Source organism: Reichenbachiella sp. (genome assembly GCF_039941815.1).
Lineage (GTDB): Bacteria > Bacteroidota > Bacteroidia > Cytophagales > Cyclobacteriaceae > Reichenbachiella.
On the sequence record NZ_JBDVDW010000061.1, the window covers coordinates 315,670 to 340,141 of the forward strand.

The 24,472-nt window shown below is 40.0% G+C and carries 20 protein-coding genes and 1 tRNA gene; 10 read left to right on the forward strand and 11 right to left on the reverse strand.

All coding sequences use genetic code 11. The annotated features are described in order from the left end of the window. Positions 1–13: 13 nt before the first annotated feature. Together ABJF11_RS15385 and mnmE are read right to left on the reverse strand one after the other, a co-directional pair. Positions 14–364 carry a helix-turn-helix domain-containing protein gene (locus ABJF11_RS15385; RefSeq protein WP_348120871.1) on the reverse strand — a complete coding sequence of 117 codons (351 nt, stop codon included), beginning with the start codon at positions 362–364 and terminating at the stop codon, positions 14–16. A 241-nt stretch (positions 365–605) separates the two neighbouring features. Beyond that, a complete protein-coding gene (mnmE, locus tag ABJF11_RS15390) occupies positions 606–1,961 on the reverse strand; it encodes a tRNA uridine-5-carboxymethylaminomethyl(34) synthesis GTPase MnmE (protein WP_348120872.1) in 1,356 nt (451 codons plus the stop codon). 150 nt (positions 1,962–2,111) lie between these two features. Here mnmE and ABJF11_RS15395 point away from each other — a divergent pair, with 150 nt between their 5' ends. Then, complete coding sequence (locus ABJF11_RS15395) at positions 2,112–3,065, forward strand: FKBP-type peptidyl-prolyl cis-trans isomerase (RefSeq protein WP_348120874.1); 954 nt, start codon at positions 2,112–2,114, stop codon at positions 3,063–3,065. 110 nt (positions 3,066–3,175) lie between these two features. Here the strand turns inward: ABJF11_RS15395 and thrS are convergent, their stop codons facing one another. Further along, positions 3,176–5,116: a threonine--tRNA ligase gene (gene thrS / locus ABJF11_RS15400; protein WP_348120875.1), complete on the reverse strand. Its 1,941-nt coding sequence runs from the start codon at positions 5,114–5,116 to the stop codon at positions 3,176–3,178. Beyond that, entirely contained in the window at positions 5,109–6,230 is a 1,122-nt protein-coding gene (locus ABJF11_RS15405) for a tetratricopeptide repeat protein (RefSeq protein WP_348120876.1), read from the reverse strand. The genes thrS and ABJF11_RS15405 overlap by 8 nt, the downstream gene beginning before the upstream one ends. A 503-nt stretch (positions 6,231–6,733) precedes the next feature. On the opposite strand from ABJF11_RS15405, the gene ABJF11_RS15410 reads away from it, so the two are divergent. The 5 genes from ABJF11_RS15410 to ABJF11_RS15430 all read left to right on the forward strand — a co-directional run bounded on the left by ABJF11_RS15410 (position 6,734) and on the right by ABJF11_RS15430 (position 11,486). Further along, positions 6,734–7,315: a SiaB family protein kinase gene (locus ABJF11_RS15410; RefSeq protein WP_348120878.1), complete on the forward strand. Its 582-nt coding sequence runs from the start codon at positions 6,734–6,736 to the stop codon at positions 7,313–7,315. Between the two features lie 109 nt (positions 7,316–7,424). After that, positions 7,425–7,985, forward strand: a complete 561-nt coding sequence (locus ABJF11_RS15415) for a hypothetical protein (RefSeq protein ID WP_348120879.1) — start codon at positions 7,425–7,427, stop codon at positions 7,983–7,985. A 23-nt stretch (positions 7,986–8,008) separates the two neighbouring features. Then, positions 8,009–9,907 (forward strand): ATP-binding protein, encoded by a 1,899-nt coding sequence (locus ABJF11_RS15420; RefSeq protein WP_348120881.1) that lies wholly within the window; start codon positions 8,009–8,011, stop codon positions 9,905–9,907. A gap of 22 nt (positions 9,908–9,929) precedes the next feature. Continuing rightward, complete coding sequence (locus tag ABJF11_RS15425; protein WP_348120883.1) at positions 9,930–11,210, forward strand: response regulator; 1,281 nt, start codon at positions 9,930–9,932, stop codon at positions 11,208–11,210. Positions 11,211–11,243: 33 nt separating this feature from the next. After that, on the forward strand, positions 11,244–11,486 hold the full coding sequence (locus ABJF11_RS15430; RefSeq protein ID WP_348120884.1) for a hypothetical protein: 243 nt from the start codon (positions 11,244–11,246) through the stop codon (positions 11,484–11,486). Positions 11,487–11,790: 304 nt separating this feature from the next. Here the strand turns inward: ABJF11_RS15430 and ABJF11_RS15435 are convergent, their stop codons facing one another. Continuing rightward, a complete protein-coding gene (locus tag ABJF11_RS15435; protein ID WP_348120885.1) occupies positions 11,791–13,590 on the reverse strand; it encodes an acyl-CoA dehydrogenase in 1,800 nt (599 codons plus the stop codon). Positions 13,591–13,862: 272 nt separating this feature from the next. Between ABJF11_RS15435 and ABJF11_RS15440 the strand changes: the two genes are divergently transcribed. From ABJF11_RS15440 to ABJF11_RS15450, 3 genes are all read left to right on the forward strand, one after another. Then, positions 13,863–13,936: transfer RNA gene (locus ABJF11_RS15440), tRNA-Asp, on the forward strand. 288 nt (positions 13,937–14,224) lie between these two features. After that, positions 14,225–15,640, forward strand: a complete 1,416-nt coding sequence (locus ABJF11_RS15445) for an FAD-dependent oxidoreductase (RefSeq protein ID WP_348120887.1) — start codon at positions 14,225–14,227, stop codon at positions 15,638–15,640. A 130-nt stretch (positions 15,641–15,770) separates the two neighbouring features. After that, positions 15,771–17,363, forward strand: a complete 1,593-nt coding sequence (locus tag ABJF11_RS15450) for a capsule assembly Wzi family protein (protein WP_348120889.1) — start codon at positions 15,771–15,773, stop codon at positions 17,361–17,363. Position 17,364: 1 nt separating this feature from the next. Here ABJF11_RS15450 and ABJF11_RS15455 read toward each other — a convergent pair whose 3' ends face one another. The 5 genes from ABJF11_RS15455 to ABJF11_RS15475 are packed head-to-tail and all read right to left on the reverse strand — an operon-like array spanning position 17,365 to position 23,101. After that, a complete protein-coding gene (locus tag ABJF11_RS15455; RefSeq protein ID WP_348120892.1) occupies positions 17,365–18,738 on the reverse strand; it encodes a glycosyltransferase family 39 protein in 1,374 nt (457 codons plus the stop codon). 34 nt (positions 18,739–18,772) lie between these two features. Beyond that, a complete protein-coding gene (locus ABJF11_RS15460; RefSeq protein ID WP_348120894.1) occupies positions 18,773–19,729 on the reverse strand; it encodes a hypothetical protein in 957 nt (318 codons plus the stop codon). Further along, a complete protein-coding gene (locus tag ABJF11_RS15465) occupies positions 19,726–20,550 on the reverse strand; it encodes a DUF1647 domain-containing protein (RefSeq protein ID WP_348120896.1) in 825 nt (274 codons plus the stop codon). Before ABJF11_RS15465 ends, ABJF11_RS15460 begins: the two co-directional genes overlap by 4 nt. A gap of 8 nt (positions 20,551–20,558) precedes the next feature. Beyond that, a complete protein-coding gene (locus tag ABJF11_RS15470) occupies positions 20,559–22,166 on the reverse strand; it encodes a cyclic peptide export ABC transporter (RefSeq protein WP_348120899.1) in 1,608 nt (535 codons plus the stop codon). Positions 22,167–22,192: 26 nt separating this feature from the next. After that, a complete protein-coding gene (locus tag ABJF11_RS15475; RefSeq protein ID WP_348120901.1) occupies positions 22,193–23,101 on the reverse strand; it encodes a Stealth CR1 domain-containing protein in 909 nt (302 codons plus the stop codon). 40 nt (positions 23,102–23,141) lie between these two features. Here ABJF11_RS15475 and ABJF11_RS15480 point away from each other — a divergent pair, with 40 nt between their 5' ends. Next, on the forward strand, positions 23,142–23,744 hold the full coding sequence (locus tag ABJF11_RS15480; RefSeq protein ID WP_348120902.1) for a LicD family protein: 603 nt from the start codon (positions 23,142–23,144) through the stop codon (positions 23,742–23,744). On the opposite strand, the gene ABJF11_RS15485 is transcribed toward ABJF11_RS15480, so the two are convergent. Then, positions 23,741–24,457: a phosphocholine cytidylyltransferase family protein gene (locus tag ABJF11_RS15485; RefSeq protein ID WP_348120903.1), complete on the reverse strand. Its 717-nt coding sequence runs from the start codon at positions 24,455–24,457 to the stop codon at positions 23,741–23,743. The two genes, ABJF11_RS15480 and ABJF11_RS15485, sit on opposite strands and share 4 nt — an antisense overlap. Positions 24,458–24,472: the final 15 nt, after the last annotated feature.

The following is a 24,472-nucleotide window of genomic DNA, read 5'->3' on the forward strand; positions in this document are numbered from 1 at the left end:
GTATATACATTTCTTAGTCAAACATTTCTTCCAGATCAGATCGCTTAATCAATATTCTTCTTCCGATCTTGCCCGCTTTTAATTCATCCCTTTTTACAGCCCTCCAAATGGTCCATCGACTGATCGATAAGACTTGACATGCTTCTGAAATGGTCAAGAAGTCCTTTTCCTTTAACTCTCTAATCGGCTGAATTTTGAGAGTATGTGTTTCGGAATTAGAAGCCTGTAATTTCTCTGCTCGTTTCCGAACCTTATAAGCACGCTTAGCGCAATTATCCCCACAATATTTGGTCACTGTGGTCTTAGCTGTGAATTCTTCGCCGCAGTGTTGGCAGATCCTTTGCACTTTGATATTAGAACTCATTGTTGCTCTATGTTGCAAGACGTTGCTCCATGTTGCAGGACGTTGCATCATGTTGCAAAATATAAGGGGTCGTTGCCCAATTTATGTACCTCAACCTCCGAGGTACAACGAAGGTACAAAAAGGTACAAAATAAACCACTATCATTACTAAGTAAACAAATGAGTTAAGACATAAAAAAAGGCTCAATATAGAGCCTAATCATAGTTTTTCAATATTTATTATTGGTTTGATTTGCGTAGGTTACTTTCCGATACAAAACTTCGAAAATATGTTTGCTAGCAAGTCGTCCGTTGTGATCTCTCCAGTGATCTCACCTAAGAAGTGCAAGGCATGACGGATGTCTTGTGCCATGAAATCGTTAGTAATTTTGTTATCAATACCCTTTAAGACATCATGCAGGGAATTCTGCGTATTGACTAAGCTTTGGTAGTGACGAGCGTTGGTAACGACCACGTTGCCGGGTTGGAAATTATCCATTTGGCTCTTAGTCCAGATGAGCTTCTTTAATCGATCCACTCCATCTTTGGACTTGGCTGATATGGATACATAATGTTCATTCTCGCTTAGCGCTACTTCCTCCTTCTCTATCTTATCCAGTTTGTTGCCCACAAGTATATATGGTTTGCCCTTGTCCTGCAGCATTTGTTCGGTCTGATGAATGACTTCAGAAGACTCAGTCGATAGGTCAAAAAGATACATAATGAGTGAAGCCTCTTGCATCTTTTGCTCCGCTCGTTCTACGCCTATCGCTTCGATCTGATCTTTGGTTTCTCTAAGGCCTGCGGTATCAATAAACCGAAACTTTACTCCATTGATATTCAGTTCATCCTCGATGATGTCTCTTGTAGTCCCGGCGATATCAGAGACTATAGCTTTTTCTTCTTCCAGGAGTGCGTTGAGCAAGGTCGACTTCCCAGCGTTGGGTTTGCCGACGATCACTACAGGCACTCCATTTTTGATGACGTTTCCAAGCTGGAAGCTATCAATCAGCTGTACAAGCACCACGTCTATTTTTTCGATAAGTGCCTTGAGCTCTTCTCGGCTGGCAAACTCTACATCCTCTTCCGAGAAATCGAGCTCCAATTCGATCATAGAGGCGAAATGTACCAGTTTCTCCCGAAGGTTCTTGATTTCGTTTGAGATTCCGCCACGCATTTGATTCAGCGCTGTCGCATGGGCGGCCTCATTTTCGGAGGCAATTAAATCTGCTACTGCTTCGGCCTGCGCCAGGTCAAATCGACCATTGAGGTAAGCCCTTTGTGTGAATTCTCCAGGTTCTGCCAGCCTTGCACCAGAGCGGACCAGTAGCTGTATGATTCTATTCACGATGTAGGGCGAGCCGTGACAAGACAATTCCACGCTGTCCTCTTTGGTAAAAGAGTGAGGGTTTTTGAATACTGTAGCCAAAACTTCATCTACTAGATAGTCACCATCCATCAGGTTTCCAAAATGCACAGAATGCGAAGCTTGTGTCCGCAGATCTTTGCCGGCAAACAACTCAGCTGCCAGTGCAATACAATTTTCACCTGATAGTCTAACCACAGCTATGGCCCCTACTCCCGGTGCTGTAGCCAGAGCCACAATGGTATCATTCATCCTCATGACGCAAAGATAATATCTCCGACTAGATTGAACCTGAAATATGGCGCTTACAAACAACTATTTTTTTTGAACTTGATTCCAACCATTCCTTACACCTCTAGTGTCTTGAAAGTGAACTTTTGTCCCTACTAAATAAAATGTATTATGCGTAACCAATTGAGCACATACACAAGACTATTTACCATCCTGGCACTGCTGGTCGGTACTATCCTTGGTCAAAGCTGTGAACAGGAATCCGAATTTGAAAAGCAGCAGAAAGAAAGCGATAATCAGATTCAGAACTACTTGAAATTGAATAATATCAGCGCCCAACAAGCGGATAACGGCATCTACTATGAATTGCTCACAGAAAACGAAAAGGGCCGTATACCAAAGACCGGAGAGGTAATGGCAGTGAAATACGAAATCCGAACGTTGGATCAAAAGCTGCTCGAATCGCATACCAGCGATAGTACCTTGCTGAAATTTGGCTGGAATTATATCATCCCCGGAGGCTTCAACTATGGCCTGGATATTATGCGAAAAGGAGAAAAAATCAGGATATACGTTCCTTCTTATTTGGCCTACAATTCTTACAGTAGTGGAAGACTATTTCCTTCCTTTTCTAATTTTATCTTAGAGATTGAATTGGTAGAGATCTATACTGAAGATGAAGTATTTGAGCATCAAATCGATCAGATCGAAGCGTATATAGACACTCAGGAAATCAGCAACCTGACTCCTACCACTTCCGGACTCTACTTCAAACCACTCAATGCATCCGGGGGCGTACAAGCAAAAACTTATCATAGTGTTGAGTTTCATTTCAAAAGAAAGTATTTGGATGGAACACTCATCCAGCAGACCGAAGACGACAAACCACTTACCGCCAGACTGGACTCCAATCAGCTGGTTGACGGATTGCGAGAAGGTCTTTTGAAAATGAGTGTAGGTGGGAAAGCACTTCTTATTATGCCATCAGAAATAGCTTTCGGCCCCAGCGTGAAAGTAATACCCAGCGAAGTACGACATGATCTATGGGAGGATGGATTTATAGGCAGTTTGGTAGATGCTTACTCCATCGTCGTCTATGAAGTAGAGATAGTCGACCTCAAGTAGCCAGGAAAACAGGTGTTGAATAAATAGAGGCTGTCCCAAGCTTAGTTAACTCAGCTGAGCTAATTAAGCAATGAGACAGCCTCATGAAATAGAAATTATTTTCTTACTCGTTAGACTATTGCCGATGCTTTTCTAAACAGATCAATAAATTCCTGTTGACTGAAGCTTCCAAGGTCTCCTTCGCCATGTCTTCTGGCACTTACCCGGCCCTCTTCTTGTTCCTTTTCACCTACGATCAGCATAAAAGGAATTTTCTTTGTTTCAGCATCCCTGATCTTACGACCGATCTTTTCATCTCTATGATCTATAAATCCACGGATGTCATTTTCTTCCATCATAGAAAATACCTGCTGCGCATAGTCAGCATACTTCTCAGAAATCGGAAGTACAGCGATCTGATCTGGAGTCAGCCACAGTGGATAGTTTCCAGCACAGTGCTCAGTGAGTACAGCTACAAATCGCTCCAATGATCCAAATGGTGCGCGGTGCAACATCACCGGTCGATGACGAGCATTGTCGGCACCTATGTACTCTAGTTCAAATCTCTCAGGCAAAGTATAATCCACCTGTATTGTACCCAGCTGCCAACTTCTTCGCAAAGCGTCTTTGACCATGAAATCAAGCTTTGGTCCATAGAAAGCCGCTTCTCCATATTCGGTCACGGTATTCAATCCACGCTCTTCAGCTGCTTCTATAATCGCACGTTCTGCCTTTTCCCAGTTTTCGTCGGTACCGATATACTTAGACTTATTGTCAGGATCTCGAAGCGAGATTTGCGCGGTATAATCCTCAAAACCTAGCGCTTTGAAAGTATACAGCACCAACTCGATCACTTTGACAAACTCCTCTTTCACTTGATCTGGTGTACAGAAGATGTGTGCATCATCCTGAGTAAATCCTCTTACCCGTGTCAATCCATGCAGTTCTCCGCTTTGCTCATATCGATAGACTGTACCAAACTCAGCATAGCGAATCGGAAGATCTTTATATGAATGGGGTTTCGACTTATATATCTCACAATGGTGAGGACAGTTCATTGGCTTCAGGAAAAATTCCTCGCCTTCATGCGGCGTAGCAATCGGCTGAAACGAATCCTCGCCATATTTCTCATAATGACCTGAGGTAATGTACAATTCTTTGTTTCCAATATGTGGAGTGATCACCGGACTATAACCCGCCTTGACCTGAGCCTTTCGCATAAACTGCTCCAGACGTTCGCGTAGCATAGTACCCTTAGGCAACCACAAGGGAAGCCCCTGGCCTACCTTCTCTGAGAAGGTAAATAACTCCAGCTCTTTGCCCAGTTTTCTATGGTCTCTTTTTTTGGCCTCCTCGAGCAGTTCCATATGCTCTTTGAGATCCTTTTGCTTTGGGAAGGATACGGCGTACAAACGAGTCAGCTGTTTGTTGTTTTCATCACCTCTCCAATAGGCTCCAGCGACATTGAGTATTTTTACCGCCTTGATAAACCCTGTATGGGGTATATGTGGTCCTTTGCAAAGATCAGTGAAATTGCCCTGTTCGTAAAAGGTAATCGCACCATCGTCGAGCCCTTCGAGCAAATCCAATTTATACTCATCTCCCTTCTCAGTAAAATAGGCTACAGCATCCGCCCTTGAAATGTCTTTTCTGATATATTGATTTTTCTCTCGTGCTAGCTCCAGCATCTTGTTCTCAAGCGCTTCCAGGTTTTCAGAATCAAAAGTTTGCTCACCGAAATCGATATCATAGTAGAATCCGCTTTCGATTGGTGGCCCAATACCAAGTTTGATTCCTGGATATAGAGCCTCCAGGGCTTCTGCCATCAAATGTGCTGATGAGTGCCAAAAGGTAGACTTTCCGCCTTCATTTTGCCAGGTAAGCAGACTGACAGTAGCATCCTGCTCTATGGGTCTGGTAGCATCCCATATTTCTCCATTTACCTCTGCGGCTAAGACATTTCTGGCCAGGCCTTCACTGATACTTAAGGCAACATCCATTCCTGTTGCTCCTTTGTCCATAGATTTTACACTACCATCTGGAAGGGTAATGTTAATTTTAATGTCACTCATCAATCAATTCGTTTCTTTTTGGAGCTAAGAAATCAAAATTTGGAATAGCTTCTTTCTGCTCCTTTAATTTGCGCAAATATGCGATTTTTCCCTTTACTTTCCTTATTCCTTCGTGTGCTTCTTGATTCAATGAATCAATATCAAGCATTTGATTATAATAGATCAATGCACTCGTATAGTATCCTTTGTAATCAAACGAAATAGCCTTAGCTTCTAGTGCAAATAAGTTTGAACTGTCTTGTTCTAATAATAAGGTTGAGTAATGAACAATAGAGTCGTGTAAGTTCTGCTGCTTGAAGTGATCGATTAGCACTACTCCAGCAGCTGTATCACCCGAATCGAGCAACGATTTATATATAGCATTCGCCTGATCCATTTGGCCTTTTCTTCTGTACAGCGAGGCATCAAGTTTTTTCATTTCTTTTGGCCGATAATCGCTCGCAATGAGTAGGTCAATCAGGTTTCTCGATTTATCCAATTCATCATGACGAGCGTATAAATAAGCAAGATCCGCAGCGATATCGAGTCTGCTAGAATCTTGGATAAAAGCGTGAGATTTGTATTGTAAGGAGGAAATTGAATCCCCCATATTAAGATACACCTCCCCTTTGGATAGGTAAATATCTGGATCGTTTCCGTTGATTTTTACAGCCTTATTTAGATAATCTATAGCCAGGCCATACTGCCCCAATGCAGCAAATACCTCCGCTCGCTTTTTATAAAACTCAGTACTTCTTGCTCCTCTCTCCTCAGCTTTGGTATTGTAGACAAGCGCTTCCTCGACGTTGCCAATGGTTAGATAATAATCCGCTACCAGCTCATGAATCTCAGGGCTGTCATCAAATTCATTCACAAGACTGATCAGTTCTGCCTCTGTGGTATGAATCCAGCTGGACTCTTCATGCAAATTGAGATATTGGATCACGTCATTTACATCCATATCTCGGGCCCTCTTCACTTCAGGCAAAGTACCGGAATCAGACACCAAAGTAGTCAATGGCTTTTCTGTTAATGGATAGGCACCAAACCGTCCATTACAACTCTGAGTCCCTAATACTACTATAAGGAGTAGTAGAGAATAATTACAAAAACCTAAGCGTAATCTGGGGATCATACAATATTGGTTAAGTTCAATTATTGGGCCTGACAGAAATTCCATTCTAAGATATTCTTTGGTATTTGCAAAGACAACAAAAGAATATGGAGCAAAAAAACACAATTCGTACTGCAATTTGAGTTTTCTCAATTAAAAAAAAATATGATAGGTAATACTCTTAGCCAGTATGTCCAAAACACCTAAAAAAACCATAATTTAAAATCAAAATTTGCTTATCTCGGCAAATCTTGGTAAAATTCGCAATTGATTTTATATCAAATTACAGGTTGGCTAGTTATGAGAAGGGAATTGAATTTCAATTCATATTTTGCCTGTTACTAAAATGTAGCTGCATTTTAATTGACTCAGGTAAATTCCGATTATTTTCTTTGAATAATCCAATTTATGTTTGTAAATTATTGAATTACTAATTGATCAGGTATCTTTACTTTTTAGAATACTGTGATTGTTAAGCGATTGACAGGTTTTAAGATAGTTAGCTTAGACACAATTTGGATTAAATGGATTTATTAAAGAGATACAAAAACATCTATGATACTAACATCCTTCTGATGTACAAGGGTGAAGTCACTTTCGATTTGGTTACGTCGATCATTGAAACACTTGATGGAAGGATTTCTGAATTGGAATCTGATCGGATAATCAAAAAGAAATTTTACGGGGCGGCTACAGAGTGCATTCAAAATCTATACCATCATATGGATGAAGTAGCGGATGAGACCAATCAAATAGATACTTACGATTCCAAATCAGGTCTACTCCTGGTGACAGCAAGGAAGAAGTTTTACAATATCATGACTGGTAACTTCATTCCTAACACCAAAATCAATACAATCCAATCCAAACTGGACAATATCAATGCTCTGGACAAGGATGGATTAAAAAAACTATACAAGGAGATACTTTATAATGGTGAATTTTCTGATAAAGGCACTGCTGGACTCGGATTTGTAGAAATTGCCAGAAAAACTGGACAGAAGCTTTCATATGAATTTCATAAGGTGAATGATGAATATTCATATTTTACCTTTCAGATAAGAGTTTCCAGGGAAGTAGAAAAAAAACTAGCAGAAGCTTCATAAGCGAATAGTGAATGAGCAGATTGAGAGAATATATTATTAACAATTCATTACATACGTCAGACTCGGGGAAAGAGGTAAGTGCGGGAGAATGTAGTAACGATGAACTGAAATGAAAGAACTTTATCACGAAGAGCAAAAGATACTTTCGGAGTATGTAGGGAAGGTAAAAAAGAAGGATGTAAATCTGGAAGATGCAGTAGGTATAGCCATGCATTATAAGGATCTACTAGATCAGAGTAAAGTAATTACACGAATAAGTGACCGACTTCAGAAGAAACTAGACCACGCCAACCAAAAAATTAAATCGCAAAACAGCGAAATCCAGAAGAAAAATGGAGAACTAGAAGTCACCATTGACCAGCTCGACAAAATGACCATGGGCAAAAAAGCGACCAGATTGTTATTTGGTCTTTTTATAGTCCTTTTCGTTTCCGAGCAGTTGTTTTTAGAGCCCATCATTGATAGCTGGACACAAGGAAGCAACTACATTGGTATTGGTATACTACTAGTTATTGCCATTTCATTGAAATTTTTTGAATCCAAGTTGGAACAGTATTTCACAGGTCAGCGTAAGAAGAAAATTCTTAACTCCGACCGCACAAATAATGCTACGGCCAGCGAGGGAGAAAAAAGTCAACTTCCCTTTTTAAAAAGCAAGGGAGCTGCCTAATTTATTAACAAAAGCATATTGCTATGAAAAAGGATAATCTGATACGTTCGTATATTTTGACTTTGATACTTGCTATCATAGGTCTAATTATCGGTCAGTTTATAGTACAAAATGCCATTAGGGTCAACAAGGACGATGCAGTTCTGGTGAACCTTGCGCAGCGGCAGGCCACTTTAAGTGAAGAGATAGCCAAAAACATCGCTCAGATCAACACTGACAAAATCAAAAGTAGTGAAACAAATTACAATTTGGTTAAAAGGCGTTTGAAGCCAGCAGTAGAAGAATTCACCAAGATCCAACGAGCTCTGACCAAAGGTGATATCAACTATGGGCTAAACGGCACAGAAAATTCTGAGGAAACAAATGCGATGCTCAAAGATATGGATTTGGCCTTTAGGGAAATTCGAGACATTGGCAATGAGATTCTGAACTTACCTTTTGACACACCCGATGCAGAGCGGACACTGATCTTGTCGAGAGCACTGGATAACATAGACAGACAAAGAGGGTTTGCACAATCCGCAAGTGACCTTGCGGTGAAATATCAGATCGATGCAAAAGAAAATAAAAGTGGTTTTTCTCGATTTGAATATGTGATTACACTGGCCGTTATAGCAATTCTGCTAATCCAGGCCTCATTTATTTTCAGACCTGCTGTAAACCTTGCTTACAAAAACTTCCTGACAGCGAACGAGGCCTTTGTGAAGCTACAACGATCTGAAGAAGAGTTGAGAAGCAGTGCTGAAAAGCAGTTGGAAGTCAATGAGAAACTAATCCTCTCACAGCGAGCCCTCGAGCAACGAAACAAAAAATTGAAACTATCGGAGCAGGAAATTCTTAAGAGTTCGAGGAAACAAATCGAAGTCAACGAGAAGTTGATTCGAGTACAGGAAGAACTAAGAAAAGCTTACGACAGAGTAAAATACTCAGAAGAGCGTATGAGAAATATTGCTGAAGAGCAGCTCGAAGCTACAGAACGTCTGATGATTGCGGAAAACAAATTAAAATCCGCTCTGACCGTGGAGCAAGATAGTAAGGAGGAGTTGACACAGATACTTGAGAATCTAAAAAGTACACAGTCGCAACTGGTACAATCAGAGAAAATGGCATCACTTGGACAGTTGACGGCAGGTATCGCACATGAGATCAACAACCCTATAAACTTTGTTTACAATGGTATTGATACGTTAAAAGTCTCGTTAGACGATCTCATTTCTATTGTTGAAAAATATGACAATCTGGAAGATAGCGAGGACTACAAAGCAGCACTGGCAGAAATCCATGAAATGAAAGAAGAATATGCCTATGATGATCTACTCAGTGACCTCAAGGAACTCGTTTCGGATATTAAAAAGGGAGCGGTAAGAACCATTGAAATCGTAAAAGGACTGAGGGTATTCTCCAGACTTGATGAAGAGGAAATGAAACCTGCTAACGTCAATGAAGCCCTTGATGCTACACTCGTACTTCTACGAAACAAGACCAAGAACAAAATTAACATCAAGAAGTTCTACGACGATTCTATTACAGATATCAACTGCTACCCTGGTCAGTTGAATCAGGTATTTATGAATATTCTTAATAATGGTATTCAAGCCATTCCTGATGATAGAAAAGATGGCGAAGTTCAGTTATATACTGAGAATCAAGATCAGCATGTCATGATCAAACTAAAAGACAACGGTGCTGGAATGTCAGAACAAGTGAAACGTAGAATATTTGAACCGTTCTTTACTACCAAACCGGTGGGTATTGGAACAGGCCTCGGCATGTCTATTACTTTTGGTATTATTGAAAAGCACGGAGGTAGTATCTACTGTAATAGTGAAGAAGGAAAAGGAACTGAGTTTTCGATTTTGATTCCTAAGCATATGGATAAATCCACTGAAGAGGAAAAAGTGTCGGAATCCCAAAAAGCATAATTTTTTAGAATTTATATAACCCATGGAAGAAGTTCAAGCTCCAGTTGAGGACGTAGCTGTCAAAAACAAAAAAAAGTACACCATTCTCTATGTAGATGATGAGGAGAGTAATCTCCGTATCTTCAGAATGGCCTTCAAGAGAGAGTACAATGTACTGACTGCTCCGGGAGGTAATGAAGCGATAGAGATGCTGCGCGAACACGACATCCAATGCCTAATCACAGACCAGAAGATGCCTGAGATGACAGGTACCGAACTACTCGAAAGAGTACTTCCAGAATTTCCTGATGTGATTCGAATGATCTTAACCGGATTTGCCGATATAGAAGCTATCGTAAAGGCTGTAAACAAATGCGGGATCTATAAGTATATCACTAAGCCATGGGATAAAGGTGAAATGAAACTCACTATAGACAAGGCACTTGAAGCTTATGAGTTGAAAAGTGATAAGATGAAATTGATTCGCCAGTTGGAAAAAGCAAATAGTAGCCTGGAGGAGAAAGTAGAACTTCGCACGAAAGAATTGGCCGAGGTAAATAAACGTCTAATGGATAGCATCAAATATGCAATGACGATCCAAAACGCCATGCTCATGTCACCCGAGACCATCAAAGAAGCATTCACGGATTTTTTCTTGCTATTCAAACCACTAGACGTTGTAAGTGGCGATTTTTATTGGTTCGCTGATTTTGAATCTGAAGAAGTCAACTATAAATTCATCGCCTCTGTTGACTGTACAGGTCATGGGGTCGCTGGAGCTCTTATGAGTATGATTGGAGAATCTCTCCTTAATCAAATTGTTTATGAACATGAAATCACAGACGCCGGCGAGATCTTGGACAACCTCAATATTGGGATTCAAGACATTCTAAATCAGTCGGAAAACAATAATCACCATGGCATGGACGCAAGTATCATGATCATTGATGAAAACGCACAACAGGCATATTTTGCTGGCGCTCAACAAAACCTTCTCTACTCTGACAAGGGCAAGATCAAGACCGTAAAAGGAGACAGAATATCTCTTGGGGGATACTTAGATCAAGAAAGAAACTATACCACGCATAAAGTATCATATACTAAGGGTGAAACCTCTTTTTATATGTTCTCTGATGGTTTTCAAGACCAATTCGGTGGACCTGACAATAAGAAATTTACTGTGGCTCGACTAACGGAGAGCATCGAAAGTGGACTAGACAAACCGCTTGAAAAACAGCGTGAATTGTTGGATAAAGTTTTTACAGATTGGATGGGAGAAGAAAAACAGACAGATGACATCCTTGTAATGGGAATTAAGATTTAAATTGACAATATTTGCAAAATAAAGCGGCTCAGTATGAAGATTAAGGTTTTGACATTGAAGAATTGGTGCAACAAGAGCATAACGCCGTTGGCATGGCAAAGAATTATCATAAAGATCCTGCCCGAAATGAGGGATAGAGGATTTGAACTCAACCAGCTAGAAGACCCAACTCCAGAAATGGCATTTGGGGAAGAAGAATTCAAACTTTTTACAGGTTCTTTAGATACTGTATACAAAATCACTTTCCCAAAAGAGGTGCTTGAAAAAATACAGTAGAAACTACTTTATGCTGAGAGATACTCTCATACAACAATATCAAAAAGGCTTCAATTCGAAGCTTTTTTTATAATCCGGAAAATATTGAATACTTGAATTTAAGAACTACACTTTTACTCTTGTCATTCTGGCTCTTAACCAGTATTACCCTATCAAGTTGTGGTAGCAGTCGAAACGCTTATAAAATCACTGTGGTCAAACCGAAAAACAGAATTTTTGCTTACAACCCGAAACGAGACAAGAATCGCAAAAGGACGAAGAAAATAACCTATAAGCTCAATTGATTTCAAGCTGAAATTCAGGCTTACATGATGTCTTTGCTGTCCAACTCTAATAACAACTTATCAGAACTGTTAAGTCTGGCAATGATAGACTCCGTCTTAGGCAATTCGTATTCAAAATAGTACCGCATGGTGTGCAGCTTACCATTGTAGAATTCGTCTCCCCTATTTTCATTTATCGCAATTTGGCATGGTATGGCTTGCAACAACCACTGCCATCCAATAGCTACTACTCCAAACAACTCCAGATATAATGTGGCATCCATAAGAAAAACCTCCTTCTTCTCCTTCATTGCAATCGTAGAGAGTTTCATCGTAATGTTTTGAAGTCTAAATAGCGCATCGTTGAGCTTTTCTCCATACTTAGAAAGCTCAATAACTTCTAGCTTCACCTTCTTGATGGTCTTTGATACCTCCTCTGTAAATGCCCTGAATGCTATGCCACCCCCCATGATGATTTTTCTACCCAACAGATCAATACCATGTATACCAGTTGTTCCCTCATGAAGGGTGTGTATCCTCATCTCTCTAAAATACTGCTCTACCGGAAAATCCTTACAGTAGCCTGCGCCGCCCAGAATCTGAATGGCGGCTGAAGTAGACAGAATTCCCATTTCACTTGGAAAACTTTTAGCCACCGGCGTCAAAAGATCCAAAGTCAATCGATATATTTCTTTAATTTCCTCTTTGCCTCCCTTGGCCATATCCGCATAATGCGCACATTGCAGAAGCAAGGACAATGATCCCTCCACAATAGATTTCTGGAAGAATAACATTCTTCGCACGTCCGTATGTTCGATGATATTGATCTGTGGAGAGTTCGGGTCTTTCTCATCTGGCTTTCTTCCCTGTGGCCTTTCTTTGGCATAGTTGAGGGAAGCGTAATAAGCAGCCGAACCGATCGACGTAGCACTCAAACCCACACCAATTCTTGCTTCGTTCATCATCTGAAACATGTAAGACAATCCTTCATTAGGTTTACCAATCAAGTATCCAAAACATCTCTTTTTTTCGCCAAAACTCAAATGCACTATCGGAGCTGCCTTATAGCCCATTTTGTGATAGAGTCCCGTGGTGGTGACATCGTTGAGTACAACCTGATTGTCATCAGTAAACCTTTTCTGTGGAACCACAAACAGAGATAGACCTTTTGTGCCAGCTGGAGCACCTTCGATACGAGCTAGCATTAGGTGAACCACGTTACCGACAGCATCATGATCGCCAGCGGAAATAAATATTTTTTGCCCTCGTATGCTATAGACTGTGCCCTTGTCATCTAGAGGTTCTGCCGAAGTTTTCACATCAGACAGCGAACTACCGGCATCAGGCTCGGTCATGGCCATCGTGCCTTGCCATGCACCGTTATATAGCTTGGATACATAGGTGCTTTTGAGTTGCTCTGTACCGTACTCCTCAATCAGCCTGGCTGCGCCTGCTGAAAGAAATGGATAAACACTTGCGGAGTAATTAGCTGCTCCGAAAATGAATTGAGCACATGAGGAAACAATAAACGGCAGTTGTTGCCCGCCAGCCTCTTCTGCAGCATTGGCAGATATCCATCCCCCTTCGCCGAATTTTTTAAGAAGTTTTCTTATTTGAGGATGGACTTTAACCGTACCCCCTTCAAACTGAGGCTCCTTTCTATCCATTTCTTCATTAAAGGGTCTCATCTCTGTATCAGCTAGTTGGCCAGCTGCATCCAAAACCATCTTTACGCTATCCAAATCATGTTTTTTGTAGAGGTCAAGCTTTAGTAGCGCTTCAAGATCGAATACTTCTTTGATCAAAAAATCCAGGTTGCGGCGAGAGTAATATTCAGACATGTGCTTTAGGTAATTTTTATTCTAAACAATTCAGATTGAAGATAACTTAATGGCTTGTGATATTCAAATTATTGATAAAACAATCCCTCAGCATGGGTAATAAAAATCTGATATTGAACTGCTTATCTTCACCAATGCATTTGTGGATAATTGATCTGAAAATTCATATTATATTTATTTTAAAAATATTCTGAATTAGATGTTGCATAATAGTTTTATTGCCTCTACTTTTGCATCGCATTTGAGGGAAATAATCCTTGATTATGCAACCAGGAGCGGTAGTTCAGCTGGTTAGAATGCCTGCCTGTCACGCAGGAGGTCGCGGGTTCGAATCCCGTCCGTTCCGCTGGTAACTAAGCACTTACATTAACTTGTAAGTGCTTTTTTTTATCCATCTCTAGCTTAGGTATAATTTGTGTGTTCAGGCAAATTCGATTCTCATAACATAAAATCAATCGATATTTCGATCATTGAAGTCAATAAAGCGACCTGAGAAAAAATTAGATATAGAAAGCATAATAAATCTTTCATTGATAAAGTTTATTATCAAATCTGGAGGTTTGCTTATACAAACTACCTGAGGTATCTTCGCAAATTATTTTAACGATAATAACCAACACCAAAAAATCATAAAATGAAAGTAATTGTAATAGGAGCCGGTCCCGCAGGATTGAGCTGTGCTCATGAGTTGGCTAAAAAAGGTGTTGAGGTAGACGTTTATGAGGCCAGCGAATTTGTGGGCGGAATGTCTCGGAGTTTTGATCTTTGGGGCCAACGTGTGGATTTAGGTCCGCACAGATTCTTTTCCAAAGAAAAAAAGATCAATAAATTCTTTGCCGAAATCCTTCAGGGAGAATTTACAATGATTAATAGATTGACCCGGATCTATTACAAAAAAAGATTCTTTCAATACCCCTTAAAGTTTACCAACGTATTATTCAACCTCAATCCGTTTACTATTACCAGAATTCTCTGGGACTATCTGCTTCAGCGAATAAACCCAATCAAAGACCCAAGCACATTTGAGGCATGGGTAACCAATAGATTTGGTAAAAAGCTATACGAAATTTTCTTCAAGAGTTATTCTGAAAAACTATGGGGCATCCCTTGCTCAAAAATCGATGCCGACTGGGCGGCTCAGCGAATAAAAACGCTTTCTCTAATTGGTGCTGTAATCTCTGCAATCAGAGGAAATGTTGGCAATAAGCACAAATCGCTGGTTGATGAATTTGCTTACCCAAAACATGGTACTGGATTGTTATATGAAAAATGTGCTGAAGAAATAAAGAAGAATGGAGGAAACATCCATCTGAAAAGTCCAGTTAAAAGAGTGAAGGTTGACGACAGCAACCAAGCCACAGGCATAGAGTTGATGGACGGATCTAGTATCGATGCAGATCACATTATTTCAACAATGCCCTTCACCACACTGATCAAGGGTATTGATCACGTTCCCAATGAAATCAAAGAAGCTGCGGATCAGCTATACTTCCGAAATACCATCCTTGTATATTTAGAAGTGGATGGTACAGGTCTCTTCGAAGACAACTGGATCTATGTCCACTCTCCAGATGTCAAACATGGTAGAATCACAAACTTCAGAAACTGGTGCCCTACATTATATGGTGACAAAAAAACATCCATAATCTGTCTGGAGTTCTGGGCATTTGAGCAAGACGAAATCTGGTCGATGGAAGATGAAAAACTCTCCGATCTGGCTAAAGAAGAAATCGCCACACTGAAGCTGGTACCGGAATCTATGGATATTCTTAATTCTAAAGTGATCAGGATCCCTCGTTGCTACCCTGTATATGAAACTGGCTATCAAGAGCCTTTGAGAAAACTTGAAAATTTTGTAGATGGAATAGACAAACTCGTTCCGATAGGTAGATATGGGTCATTCAAGTACAACAATCAGGATCACTCAATATTGATGGGTTTACTTGCCGCCGAAAATGTCACTGGCGATGGCAACACCAACCTATGGGAGATCAACACAGATGACGAATATCAGGAAGAAGGAGACATCAAAGATGTATTGATTCAATAACACCAGATACGCCTATCATAAGTACGAGTTCAACACAATAATCGACATCATTTTTCGATTAGAATAAAAGTCCATGTTGGCGAATTACTTTGTATTCCCATTTAACTTTGCGCTTGCTAAAGGATAACAAATGAAAAATTTCAAACTACTCTTCGTTCTATTGCTGATGGCCTCACCTTCTATTGGACAGGTCTTGAATCCGGATGACTACTTAGAAGAGTATTACTTGATTTTACGACAAAAGAATAGCGAGACATTACCGTCACCTATCTCCTTTTTTCCATCACCCATTTACAATCTTCAAGCAGACTCAGCACTTGCATGGGACCTTTGGGATGGGGCCGTCAGGACTAATTATGGAAACGAAGAAGGACGGTTAAACTATACGATCCTTGATCCGCAAATATCCTATACCTACAATCCCGACTATCCAAAAGGCTACAATGACGGTCCTGTGTGGAAGGGAAAAGGTCACAACGCTAATATCACAGGAGGTATATATGCCAATTATGGGATGTTGCACTTGACCTTCGCTCCTGTGTTTACCTATGCTGAAAATAGAGACTTCTACATCCCACCAACCGAATTTGATAAAAGCGAGTATTCGTTTCCTTTTGAGTATCGAATCGACTGGGTAGTGCGCTATGGAGAAGATGCTTACTACAACTTTCATTTAGGTCAAAGTGAAATTAGAGCTATTCACAAGAACTTCACATTTGCATTATCTACTGCTAATTTTTCAGTTGGGCCTGCGCGCTACAATCCTATAGTTGTAAGCAAAAATGCTGGTGGTGTCCCTCGTATAGAATTAGGTACAAACAAGCCGGCCAAAACTAAAATAGGCGAAATCGAATATAGGATGGTATGGGGAGCTTTTGGAGAGTCAGACTATTTTGATGATGACAGTAGCAATGACACAAGGTATTTTACGGGGTTTACGCTGGGATATAGGCCGAATTTCATGAAGGGGCTAAACTTTGGCATCAACAGATATATGTATACCAAGTGGGGTTCGGGAGATCTTAAATTTGCTGATTTTTTCGCAGCCTTTACTAAAAACACACCATCCGTAGGGGTAAAAAACGACGACTACGATCAAATTCTATCAGTATCAGTAGACTGGCGTTTTCCGAGTGTTGGATTTCAGGTCTATGTTGAATACGCCAGAAACGATTTTCCTACCAGCTTCATGGAATTCATAGAGCAGCCTGATCGATCGCGAGCCAGAACTATCGGCTTCATCAAAGATGTGGATCTAAAAAATGGAGATCTACTCCAATTTATTTTTGAAAGTACAGTACTTGGAGCGAATCAAGTGCAACTCATAACCCCAGGTGGTAACCCAAATTATTATGTACATCGTCATGTGCCAAACGGCTATTCCAACCAGGGTCAAATCATTGGAGCCGGTATTGGCACAGGTTCACAAGCAGATATTTTCAAAATTCACTGGTACCGACCTTCAGGACGTTTTGGATTCAATTTTTCAAGAATTCGTTTCGATGACGACTATTTTGTTGAACGCTATGCAGGTGTTGGCCTCTTCGAACCCTACCCTACTGATTACGAAGTCAATATTGGTTTTGAATGGGTACACCGAGTGGGAAATTATATGTTCCAACCACAATTTTCCTACACTGACAAAAGAAATTTTCTCTACGAAGATGATTTTGAAAAGCGTGGTGTTCAGTTAGCATTGAGAATGACCTACCTGATTCGATAAATTATCTTACTCGCACGAGCAGATCTTCATACTGATCTGATTTCATGTAATTCGATTTGATCACAGGATGATCTAAGTTTTCAATAAAAAGGGTTGAAACAACTTTTGGCTTGAACTTTTGAATTGATTCATACAAGTCATAACTGTATGGTTTTAGTCTTTTGTAAGTACCTAACCCTCCTTTGCCTGGCTCTGTGCTGTACCAGAAGAAATCAATATCCCGGCGATACATATTGAAATAAATATCTCCATCATATACATAGTCATTAGGTTCTGTACGCTCCAGCACCCAATTCATTTTATCTAGTTGAGGACGGTTGGTGTATACAAATACCGTTCTCACGTAATATGCGAGTGGAACCAGAAAAATAAGCAAGACGAGCACCATGATCAATTTAGGTTGCATCACCCTGTATAATCCATACGCAGTGATCGCACACATAAATGGAGCAAATGGCATGAAGTATTGCCTATACGGTGCTTTCACAAGAAAGGTAGTTGCTAAAAGCACCAGAGTTAATATTACTATGTCCATTTTGCGATTCTTCACGCAGATCACGACACCGACAACAAAGAATATCCAAAGGAAGTGATTGTAATGAAAAGAGTTAAATATCGTTTTGAAAGCAGGAAAAGACCCTTCAAAATTCATGTTTAAAATCCAGTTCCAAAACAGATAATTTTCAAACTGATTATCAATCACCAAATACATGTAGTATGGGGTAATCGTAAGAACAAATACGACCCAGTAAGAAATCAATTCAATCCAGTTTAGCTTTTTTTCATAAAGCCAATAGAGTTGCATCAAGCCCACCCCGGCGATAATGAATAAAGTCTTTTGTAAGAATAAAAATGAAAGCCCCATTAACACTGGACTTAAATATAAGAGCCATCGATTAGGTTGCTTGAGATGTCTGAATATCAGGAGTATGGCAAACAGTGCTAGCATGACTTGTGGTACGTCTGGCCTCACTTCAAATGCCTTCTGACTAAACATGGTAAGGCAAGCCAAAAACAGGACGCTCAACCAGCTAATTTTTTGATCTTCGAATATGAGCTTAGCTAACTGAAAGGCACACCACAACATGGCCAGATAGCAAACAAACATCAACATGCGAAGTACGATCAACGTATTGGTATTCTCTCCGACCCAATCGATAATGGGTGCTATAGTGTAGTAGAATAAAGAGTGATGGTGCTGAAAAAAATCTACATATATTCTCTCACCAGTCAATATTTTCCATGAGGAGTGAATGGCCTCCAACTCATCATGATCAAAGTCTCGTTGAAGAGCCAGAGCAAACACCGAAAGCAAAATAACGCCAAGTAAAATCTTAAAATATACGATTTGATTGTTGGCTACCTTTTCTAACATGAGTGCTTTATTGGTTGTAAATCAAAGGCTAATATTAGTTTTTATGCCATTTATCCTTGAAGAATCTCAGCGCAATTGAATTATTTCGGTCCTCATCCCTCTCTTTACCATGATTGTTTATCGAGGCCAAACTGTTAGCCTTGAAAAAACCTTCTGTCCAAAAAGGAATATAGCAGAATCTATCGGACGGGAAAACATACTTCGGCACCTGCGCATGAGCGCTCACCCAGACATCATCCACAAATCGAACTGCTCTAGGTTCTTCCGGATAATCAGTCAGTTCTTCAAAGTTGAAAAATCTGGGTCTAATTAGAAATCCCGAATAGCCCTGAACTATATCTATTGAATAGTAATCACTGACTCTTGTTGTGGGTACTGGTACCGGAGCCTGCTTGGTGATATTTGTCCAAAGCGTGGTAGCGCGATCCACCAAATCGTTCGGCACCCTCCAGCCGCTGGCAGCAACTATCCAATCGGGCTTTTCATCTGATGCCTTATCGAATGCGGCAAGCATGGTGTTTGGATACATGTTGTCATCATCCACGACCAATATCTTCTGATCCTTATCTAATGAGGCAACCGCCGGAATAAATTTTGTACTTGGCCCCCAGTCTTTGTCCACACGTTTTACCTCCAGACATTTCAAACCCTGAATTTCTTCAGGTATGGTGTATGCAACTTTTTCTCGCATGGACATTTCCGGAACGTACAAATGGATCTTTTTGGGAGCCATGTTTTGCGAAAGCAGGCTTTTCACAGTCGGAACGATTTCAGTAATCCTACTCGGAATGGTAGAGAAGGAAACTATGATATCAGACTTATTAGGATTGTTAAAACAGTAGTCATCCCAATACTCAAGAGACTTTCTAGTAGTAAAGAAATAGTGCAAATAATCCCGAACGAATTTCTTACCTGAGAGGTAATTATAAACCTGGTTGAGTAGAAACAAGAAAACGGCCAGGCCTATTAATATATAATTGAGTACTGTCATGATTTAATGCGATTGACAAGGATATCAAGCTGTCTATGAATATTAAAATAGAGTACGGATAGCCAACTTAATGAATATGGAAATGTTGGTTTGAGCTTGTTTCTCACACTCAGATAATTCACAGGATGCTGTGAGCTGATGTTTACCTCATCTTTAGTCAGATAAATATTCTTTTCTTGTTGAAATTTGTAGAGTAAGATCGTGAGTACAGACTGATCATCTCTATGGTTCTCTCGATTGGCGCCTTCCGGCTTGATGCATTCATGAATGAGCGAATAACGCTCCCACTCTGAAACGAGCTCTCTTACCTCCTCATTATGATATCCAAATCCACACATACAGCCACAGATGTTTCTATTCAGATAGTGTGACTTGGGTACCTGCATATAGTCCATGGTCTCTTGGACAGTCCATTCTTTGAGCGTACCTGAGCCTCCGATAGGTGCATATATACCGTGCTCTGTCATTTGATCCCAAACATAATTTAGTGGCTTCAACAGAATGGTTGCGCTGTCTAGCCATAAAAGGTTTCCGTTTTTTTCCTCAAACACCTCCTTCACCATGATAGGCTTGAATGAGTAGGTCTTATATTCCAACTTTACAAATTCAGGATACTTGGAGAAATCAAAAGGTCTTACAGATAGGTTGGGCACTTTTGCAATCAAGTGTTGTAAGTGCTTTTTTTGATCGTTGTTGAACCCAAGATCATAGCAAATCAATTCGCTATTTTTATACTCCTTCTTAGATTTGAAAGTATGCACAAACTGGCAAAATGTTCTAAAATAGAACTCATCCGCTGCTGTTAAGATTGTGTTTGACATTGACACCTTTATACCAATTTACCTTCCATGAGTTTGATGACTCTATCTCCATGATCAAAATACTGCTCATCATGAGAGATTACGATTATCGTCTTCCCTGCTTTCTTGAGGTCTTGCAAGATAATCTCATAAAATATTTTCTTGAAATGAGGGTCTTGGTTTGCTGCCCATTCATCAAACAGATATACATCCTTGTCTTCAAGAATAGACACCATCAAGCCAAGCCTCTTCTTCTGCCCTTCTGACAGTCTACTGGTACTGAATCGCTTGTTTTTTATCTTCACCTTCTTAGTAAGCTCCAACGTCTTGATCAGGTTATTGCCATTTTTTTCAAGATAGTCGCTTTCAATGTGGAGCAGTTTATCAAATAGATAAGAATCCACAAATGTGGCGGAGAACTGATCTCTATAGTCATCTATGTGGTTTAAATCTACTAACTGACCGGCAAATTCTATACTTCCAGCTTTAGCAGGGTACAGACCGAGAATGATTTTCGCCAGCGTCGTCTTACCACTTCCGTTTCCTCCGAGCAAGAAAATCAGCTCCCCTTTATTGATCGTAAGATCAATGGGACCGAGCTCAAAATGTTCATCCTCATCGGGATTGTAATACTCGTGCTGCACACCTTTGAGCTCAATCAATTTATCACCAGCTTGAGTTTTATTTTCCAACTTAAGAAATTGCTTGTTCTTTGGCTGCTCTAGTACCAAACCCACCTCGTTGATTTTATCCAAGGCTACTTCTATCCTTTTTAGGTTTGCCATAAATCCGGTAGCAGAAGATAGAGGGGCGATGGTCATCATTACAAGAATCAGATACTGTCCAAACATATCTGGAGTTACGAATTGAGTATTGAATATCAATAGTATTAGCGTACCAAAACCAAATAATAGTACCAAATCAGTGGATTTGGATGCGATCGAAGTTGCCAGATTCTCTTTTACATTATAAGCATTTTGCTCCTTGCTGGTAGGCACGATCAATTCGTGTACATATACCTTTTTATAGTCATTGTTTAGTGTCAATTCTTTAATACCATAAATCAAGCCTTCGAAATGCTCATACACGTCGTTCCACAATTCTCTAGCATGTTCTGCATATTTTCTTACCAATGGCAGAGATATCTTAGTAATGATCAGCACGACTGCAAATAGTATCACCGTACTCAGCGTAAGGATGGGCGAAAACCACACCATATAGCCCATAATACCTATGACTGTAGCTAATCCGGTAGTGACACTAGGCATACGATCAATAGAAGTAGCAATGGTTTTGATATCTTCGGTAAGGATCGGAAGCAATTTGCCTTGATTTCTTTCTATTGCAGAAAAATTAGAAGACAAGATTTTTTCTGAAATATCAACCCTCAACTTGTGTATGATGGATTGAGTAAGTAGAGAAACGGTGTAAGTAGAGATCACAGCCAGCACTCCATATCCAATCCAAAAGATCAAAAATATGGTAATGAACTCCGACTGGTCAAAATCTGTCATTCCTATAGCCTGGTGCACCTGCTTAATCACCATCGTAGAACAAAACCCTGTAAGCACACTAGAAATACTAGCAATCGTAAAAAGTAACTTAGATGATTTTAGTAGGAGTCTTATTATCCTCATTTCAATTGTCTTATTTATTTGTTGATCTACCTTTCAAATGAAGATTTTTCGGGATAGTAATTTTTTAAAAATTCTTGTGCCAATTTCACGACCTTCTGATTGGGGTTGCCCTTTTGGTCATCGTTTAGACAATAAAAATTAGGGCGCACCCTATTTATTCTTTCAAAAGCTTTTTTCTGTCGATTAAAACTGTTGGTAATCTTATGAAAAATCTGCCATTTTTTTAACTCAAATATGGTGACCGGTCTACATGTTTGCCGCTGGTATTTGAGCATATAGTGCTTATACAGCTTATATGCCATGAAATCGTCGTCCTGTCGAAACCTATGTAGTCTCTTTTCATGCGTTTTATCCGGCCAGAGTTCGTACATAGCATTCCAGTACTCCTTTTTTATCAAAATAGGACAATGCTCTACTAGTCCGAGGCCAATGATGTCATTTTTAGATTCATATATTCTCCAGCTCGGATTCTCTCCTATCAAAGTGCCAAATACATTAATCTTACCGCTGTCAGAAATAAATTTGTCAAGTTCGGTATGGTTTCCAAACAAGAAATCATCATTCATATATAGGAAATGATCAGACAATCCAGGTATCTTATCTAAATAGCTTTCAATTACACTCGAACTATATGTCGGCAGATATGCTTCATCAAAAATATCTTCGTGGTGAACTACTTTTACTTTAGGGTGATCGGTATTAAGCCATTCTGGTACCTGAGGTTTTTGAGTAAGGATATAAATATTCCCTGCCCATGGCACATATTTCTCAATAGACCGAAGACTATATTTGAGCATTTCGTAAACATCTCTAAATCTCTCCGGATTGACATCTTCGAGGTTTTCCGCAAATTTTTGACATTTTTCAATGTAAACCGGGTCATCTCCGTTCACCCAGGTATAAACAATGTCAATTGACTGATCCGAATTGCTCAAATTTTGTTTGATTTGCACGATTAAAATTGAGCGCAAAACTATGAATCTTTCGTCCATCATACAAAAACTTCAACGCATTATAAATGTGTACTTCACCTCACTCCCTGGTAATTACACAAATAAGAAATTGGAGATCCTTGAAAAAATTTTCGAAGTCACGAATTCCTATATGCAAAAAACTGAAGCTGCCTATTGGATAGACTTCGGTACATTGCTCGGATATCACCGAGAAGGCGCCATACTACCTCATGATGTAGACGTTGATTTCGGAGCACACGAAAAAGAGTATGATAAGATATGGAAGATGAGAGATCAGCTTCCAAAGGGGTTCAAATTGTATGATACTACTGCCAGGCACCGTGGACCAAAGCTATACTTCAACTACAAGGGGTTCGATGCTGATGTGTACTTCTATGAAGACAAGGATGATACCTTGACCTCTTACGAGAATAGTAACTTTCCTAACGAACGCACACCGTATGCAAAAGAATTGGCTTTACCGCCTAAACCAGCTGAGTTCTTAGGTCAGTCTACCTACGTACCCGCAGAGCCCGTGAAATACCTGGAACACATCTACAATTACCTCGGTAGCAATGGCTACAGAGACAACCAGACTGGCTATTGGTATGAAAATGAGGATTAACTACTGAGCTTGGGTAAAATCAGATTAAGTGCACGGTTTAAATGATCCTCATCATCTATTTCACACCAAACCAGATCACTTTGTTTTTCTACATGAATAGATTCAGTGGGTGACAATACGTTGAATGCATATTCATATTTCATCTTCTTGATTGTGGGAAGAGATATCATTTTCTGGTAAAGCTCTTGACTGAGTTTACAAATGCCTACTAGCTCTGCATACGAATTGATTTTGTCATTCCCATCTTGTGAAAGATATCTAAAATCTCCTCCTTCAAATGCGTGTAGATAAACCTCATCTCCGGAGTCGGTAAAACCACTACCTAATATGACATTCTTCAGATCTGATTTCAATATGGTTTGAAGTGCAGATATATCATAAAGCAAGTCCGACTCCAGCAGCAAAAAGTCACCTTCGATATGCGGCGAAGCACATACCAGAGTATACATACTTTCGGTCGTAGAATATTCATCATTGTAATAAATAGTCAGGCCATATTTTTCCTGAATATCCTCGTACGCTGTGCCTTTATGGCCTACCCCCACTATTATGTTTTCGATTCCGTTCTCTTTAAGCAATCGAATAGAACGCTCAATCAAAGTCTCTCCTCCAATCTCCAAAAATCCCTTTGGCATTTCTTTAGTTCTATCACCTAGTCTAGTTCCCCTGCCAGCGGCCAATATCACCGCCGACTTAATATTTTGATTGCTCATTTTAGCTTTTAGTTT

What these genes read in the sequence shown, in the direction of transcription:
- ABJF11_RS15485 (WP_348120903.1), bottom strand. Translation starts at nt 24,457, where the DNA reads ATGAGCAATCAAAATATTAAGTCGGCGGTGATATTGGCCGCTGGCAGG.
- ABJF11_RS15430 (WP_348120884.1), top strand. Translation starts at nt 11,244, where the DNA reads ATGAAGATTAAGGTTTTGACATTGAAGAATTGGTGCAACAAGAGCATA.
- ABJF11_RS15480 (WP_348120902.1), top strand. Translation starts at nt 23,142, where the DNA reads ATGAATCTTTCGTCCATCATACAAAAACTTCAACGCATTATAAATGTG.
- ABJF11_RS15455 (WP_348120892.1), bottom strand. Translation starts at nt 18,738, where the DNA reads ATGTTAGAAAAGGTAGCCAACAATCAAATCGTATATTTTAAGATTTTA.
- thrS (WP_348120875.1), bottom strand. Translation starts at nt 5,116, where the DNA reads ATGAGTGACATTAAAATTAACATTACCCTTCCAGATGGTAGTGTAAAA.
- ABJF11_RS15395 (WP_348120874.1), top strand. Translation starts at nt 2,112, where the DNA reads ATGCGTAACCAATTGAGCACATACACAAGACTATTTACCATCCTGGCA.
- mnmE (WP_348120872.1), bottom strand. Translation starts at nt 1,961, where the DNA reads ATGAATGATACCATTGTGGCTCTGGCTACAGCACCGGGAGTAGGGGCC.
- ABJF11_RS15415 (WP_348120879.1), top strand. Translation starts at nt 7,425, where the DNA reads ATGAAAGAACTTTATCACGAAGAGCAAAAGATACTTTCGGAGTATGTA.
- ABJF11_RS15465 (WP_348120896.1), bottom strand. Translation starts at nt 20,550, where the DNA reads ATGTCAAACACAATCTTAACAGCAGCGGATGAGTTCTATTTTAGAACA.
- ABJF11_RS15450 (WP_348120889.1), top strand. Translation starts at nt 15,771, where the DNA reads ATGAAAAATTTCAAACTACTCTTCGTTCTATTGCTGATGGCCTCACCT.
- ABJF11_RS15460 (WP_348120894.1), bottom strand. Translation starts at nt 19,729, where the DNA reads ATGACAGTACTCAATTATATATTAATAGGCCTGGCCGTTTTCTTGTTT.
- ABJF11_RS15425 (WP_348120883.1), top strand. Translation starts at nt 9,930, where the DNA reads ATGGAAGAAGTTCAAGCTCCAGTTGAGGACGTAGCTGTCAAAAACAAA.
- ABJF11_RS15410 (WP_348120878.1), top strand. Translation starts at nt 6,734, where the DNA reads ATGGATTTATTAAAGAGATACAAAAACATCTATGATACTAACATCCTT.
- ABJF11_RS15435 (WP_348120885.1), bottom strand. Translation starts at nt 13,590, where the DNA reads ATGTCTGAATATTACTCTCGCCGCAACCTGGATTTTTTGATCAAAGAA.
- ABJF11_RS15420 (WP_348120881.1), top strand. Translation starts at nt 8,009, where the DNA reads ATGAAAAAGGATAATCTGATACGTTCGTATATTTTGACTTTGATACTT.
- ABJF11_RS15445 (WP_348120887.1), top strand. Translation starts at nt 14,225, where the DNA reads ATGAAAGTAATTGTAATAGGAGCCGGTCCCGCAGGATTGAGCTGTGCT.
- ABJF11_RS15470 (WP_348120899.1), bottom strand. Translation starts at nt 22,166, where the DNA reads ATGAGGATAATAAGACTCCTACTAAAATCATCTAAGTTACTTTTTACG.
- ABJF11_RS15385 (WP_348120871.1), bottom strand. Translation starts at nt 364, where the DNA reads ATGAGTTCTAATATCAAAGTGCAAAGGATCTGCCAACACTGCGGCGAA.
- ABJF11_RS15405 (WP_348120876.1), bottom strand. Translation starts at nt 6,230, where the DNA reads ATGATCCCCAGATTACGCTTAGGTTTTTGTAATTATTCTCTACTACTC.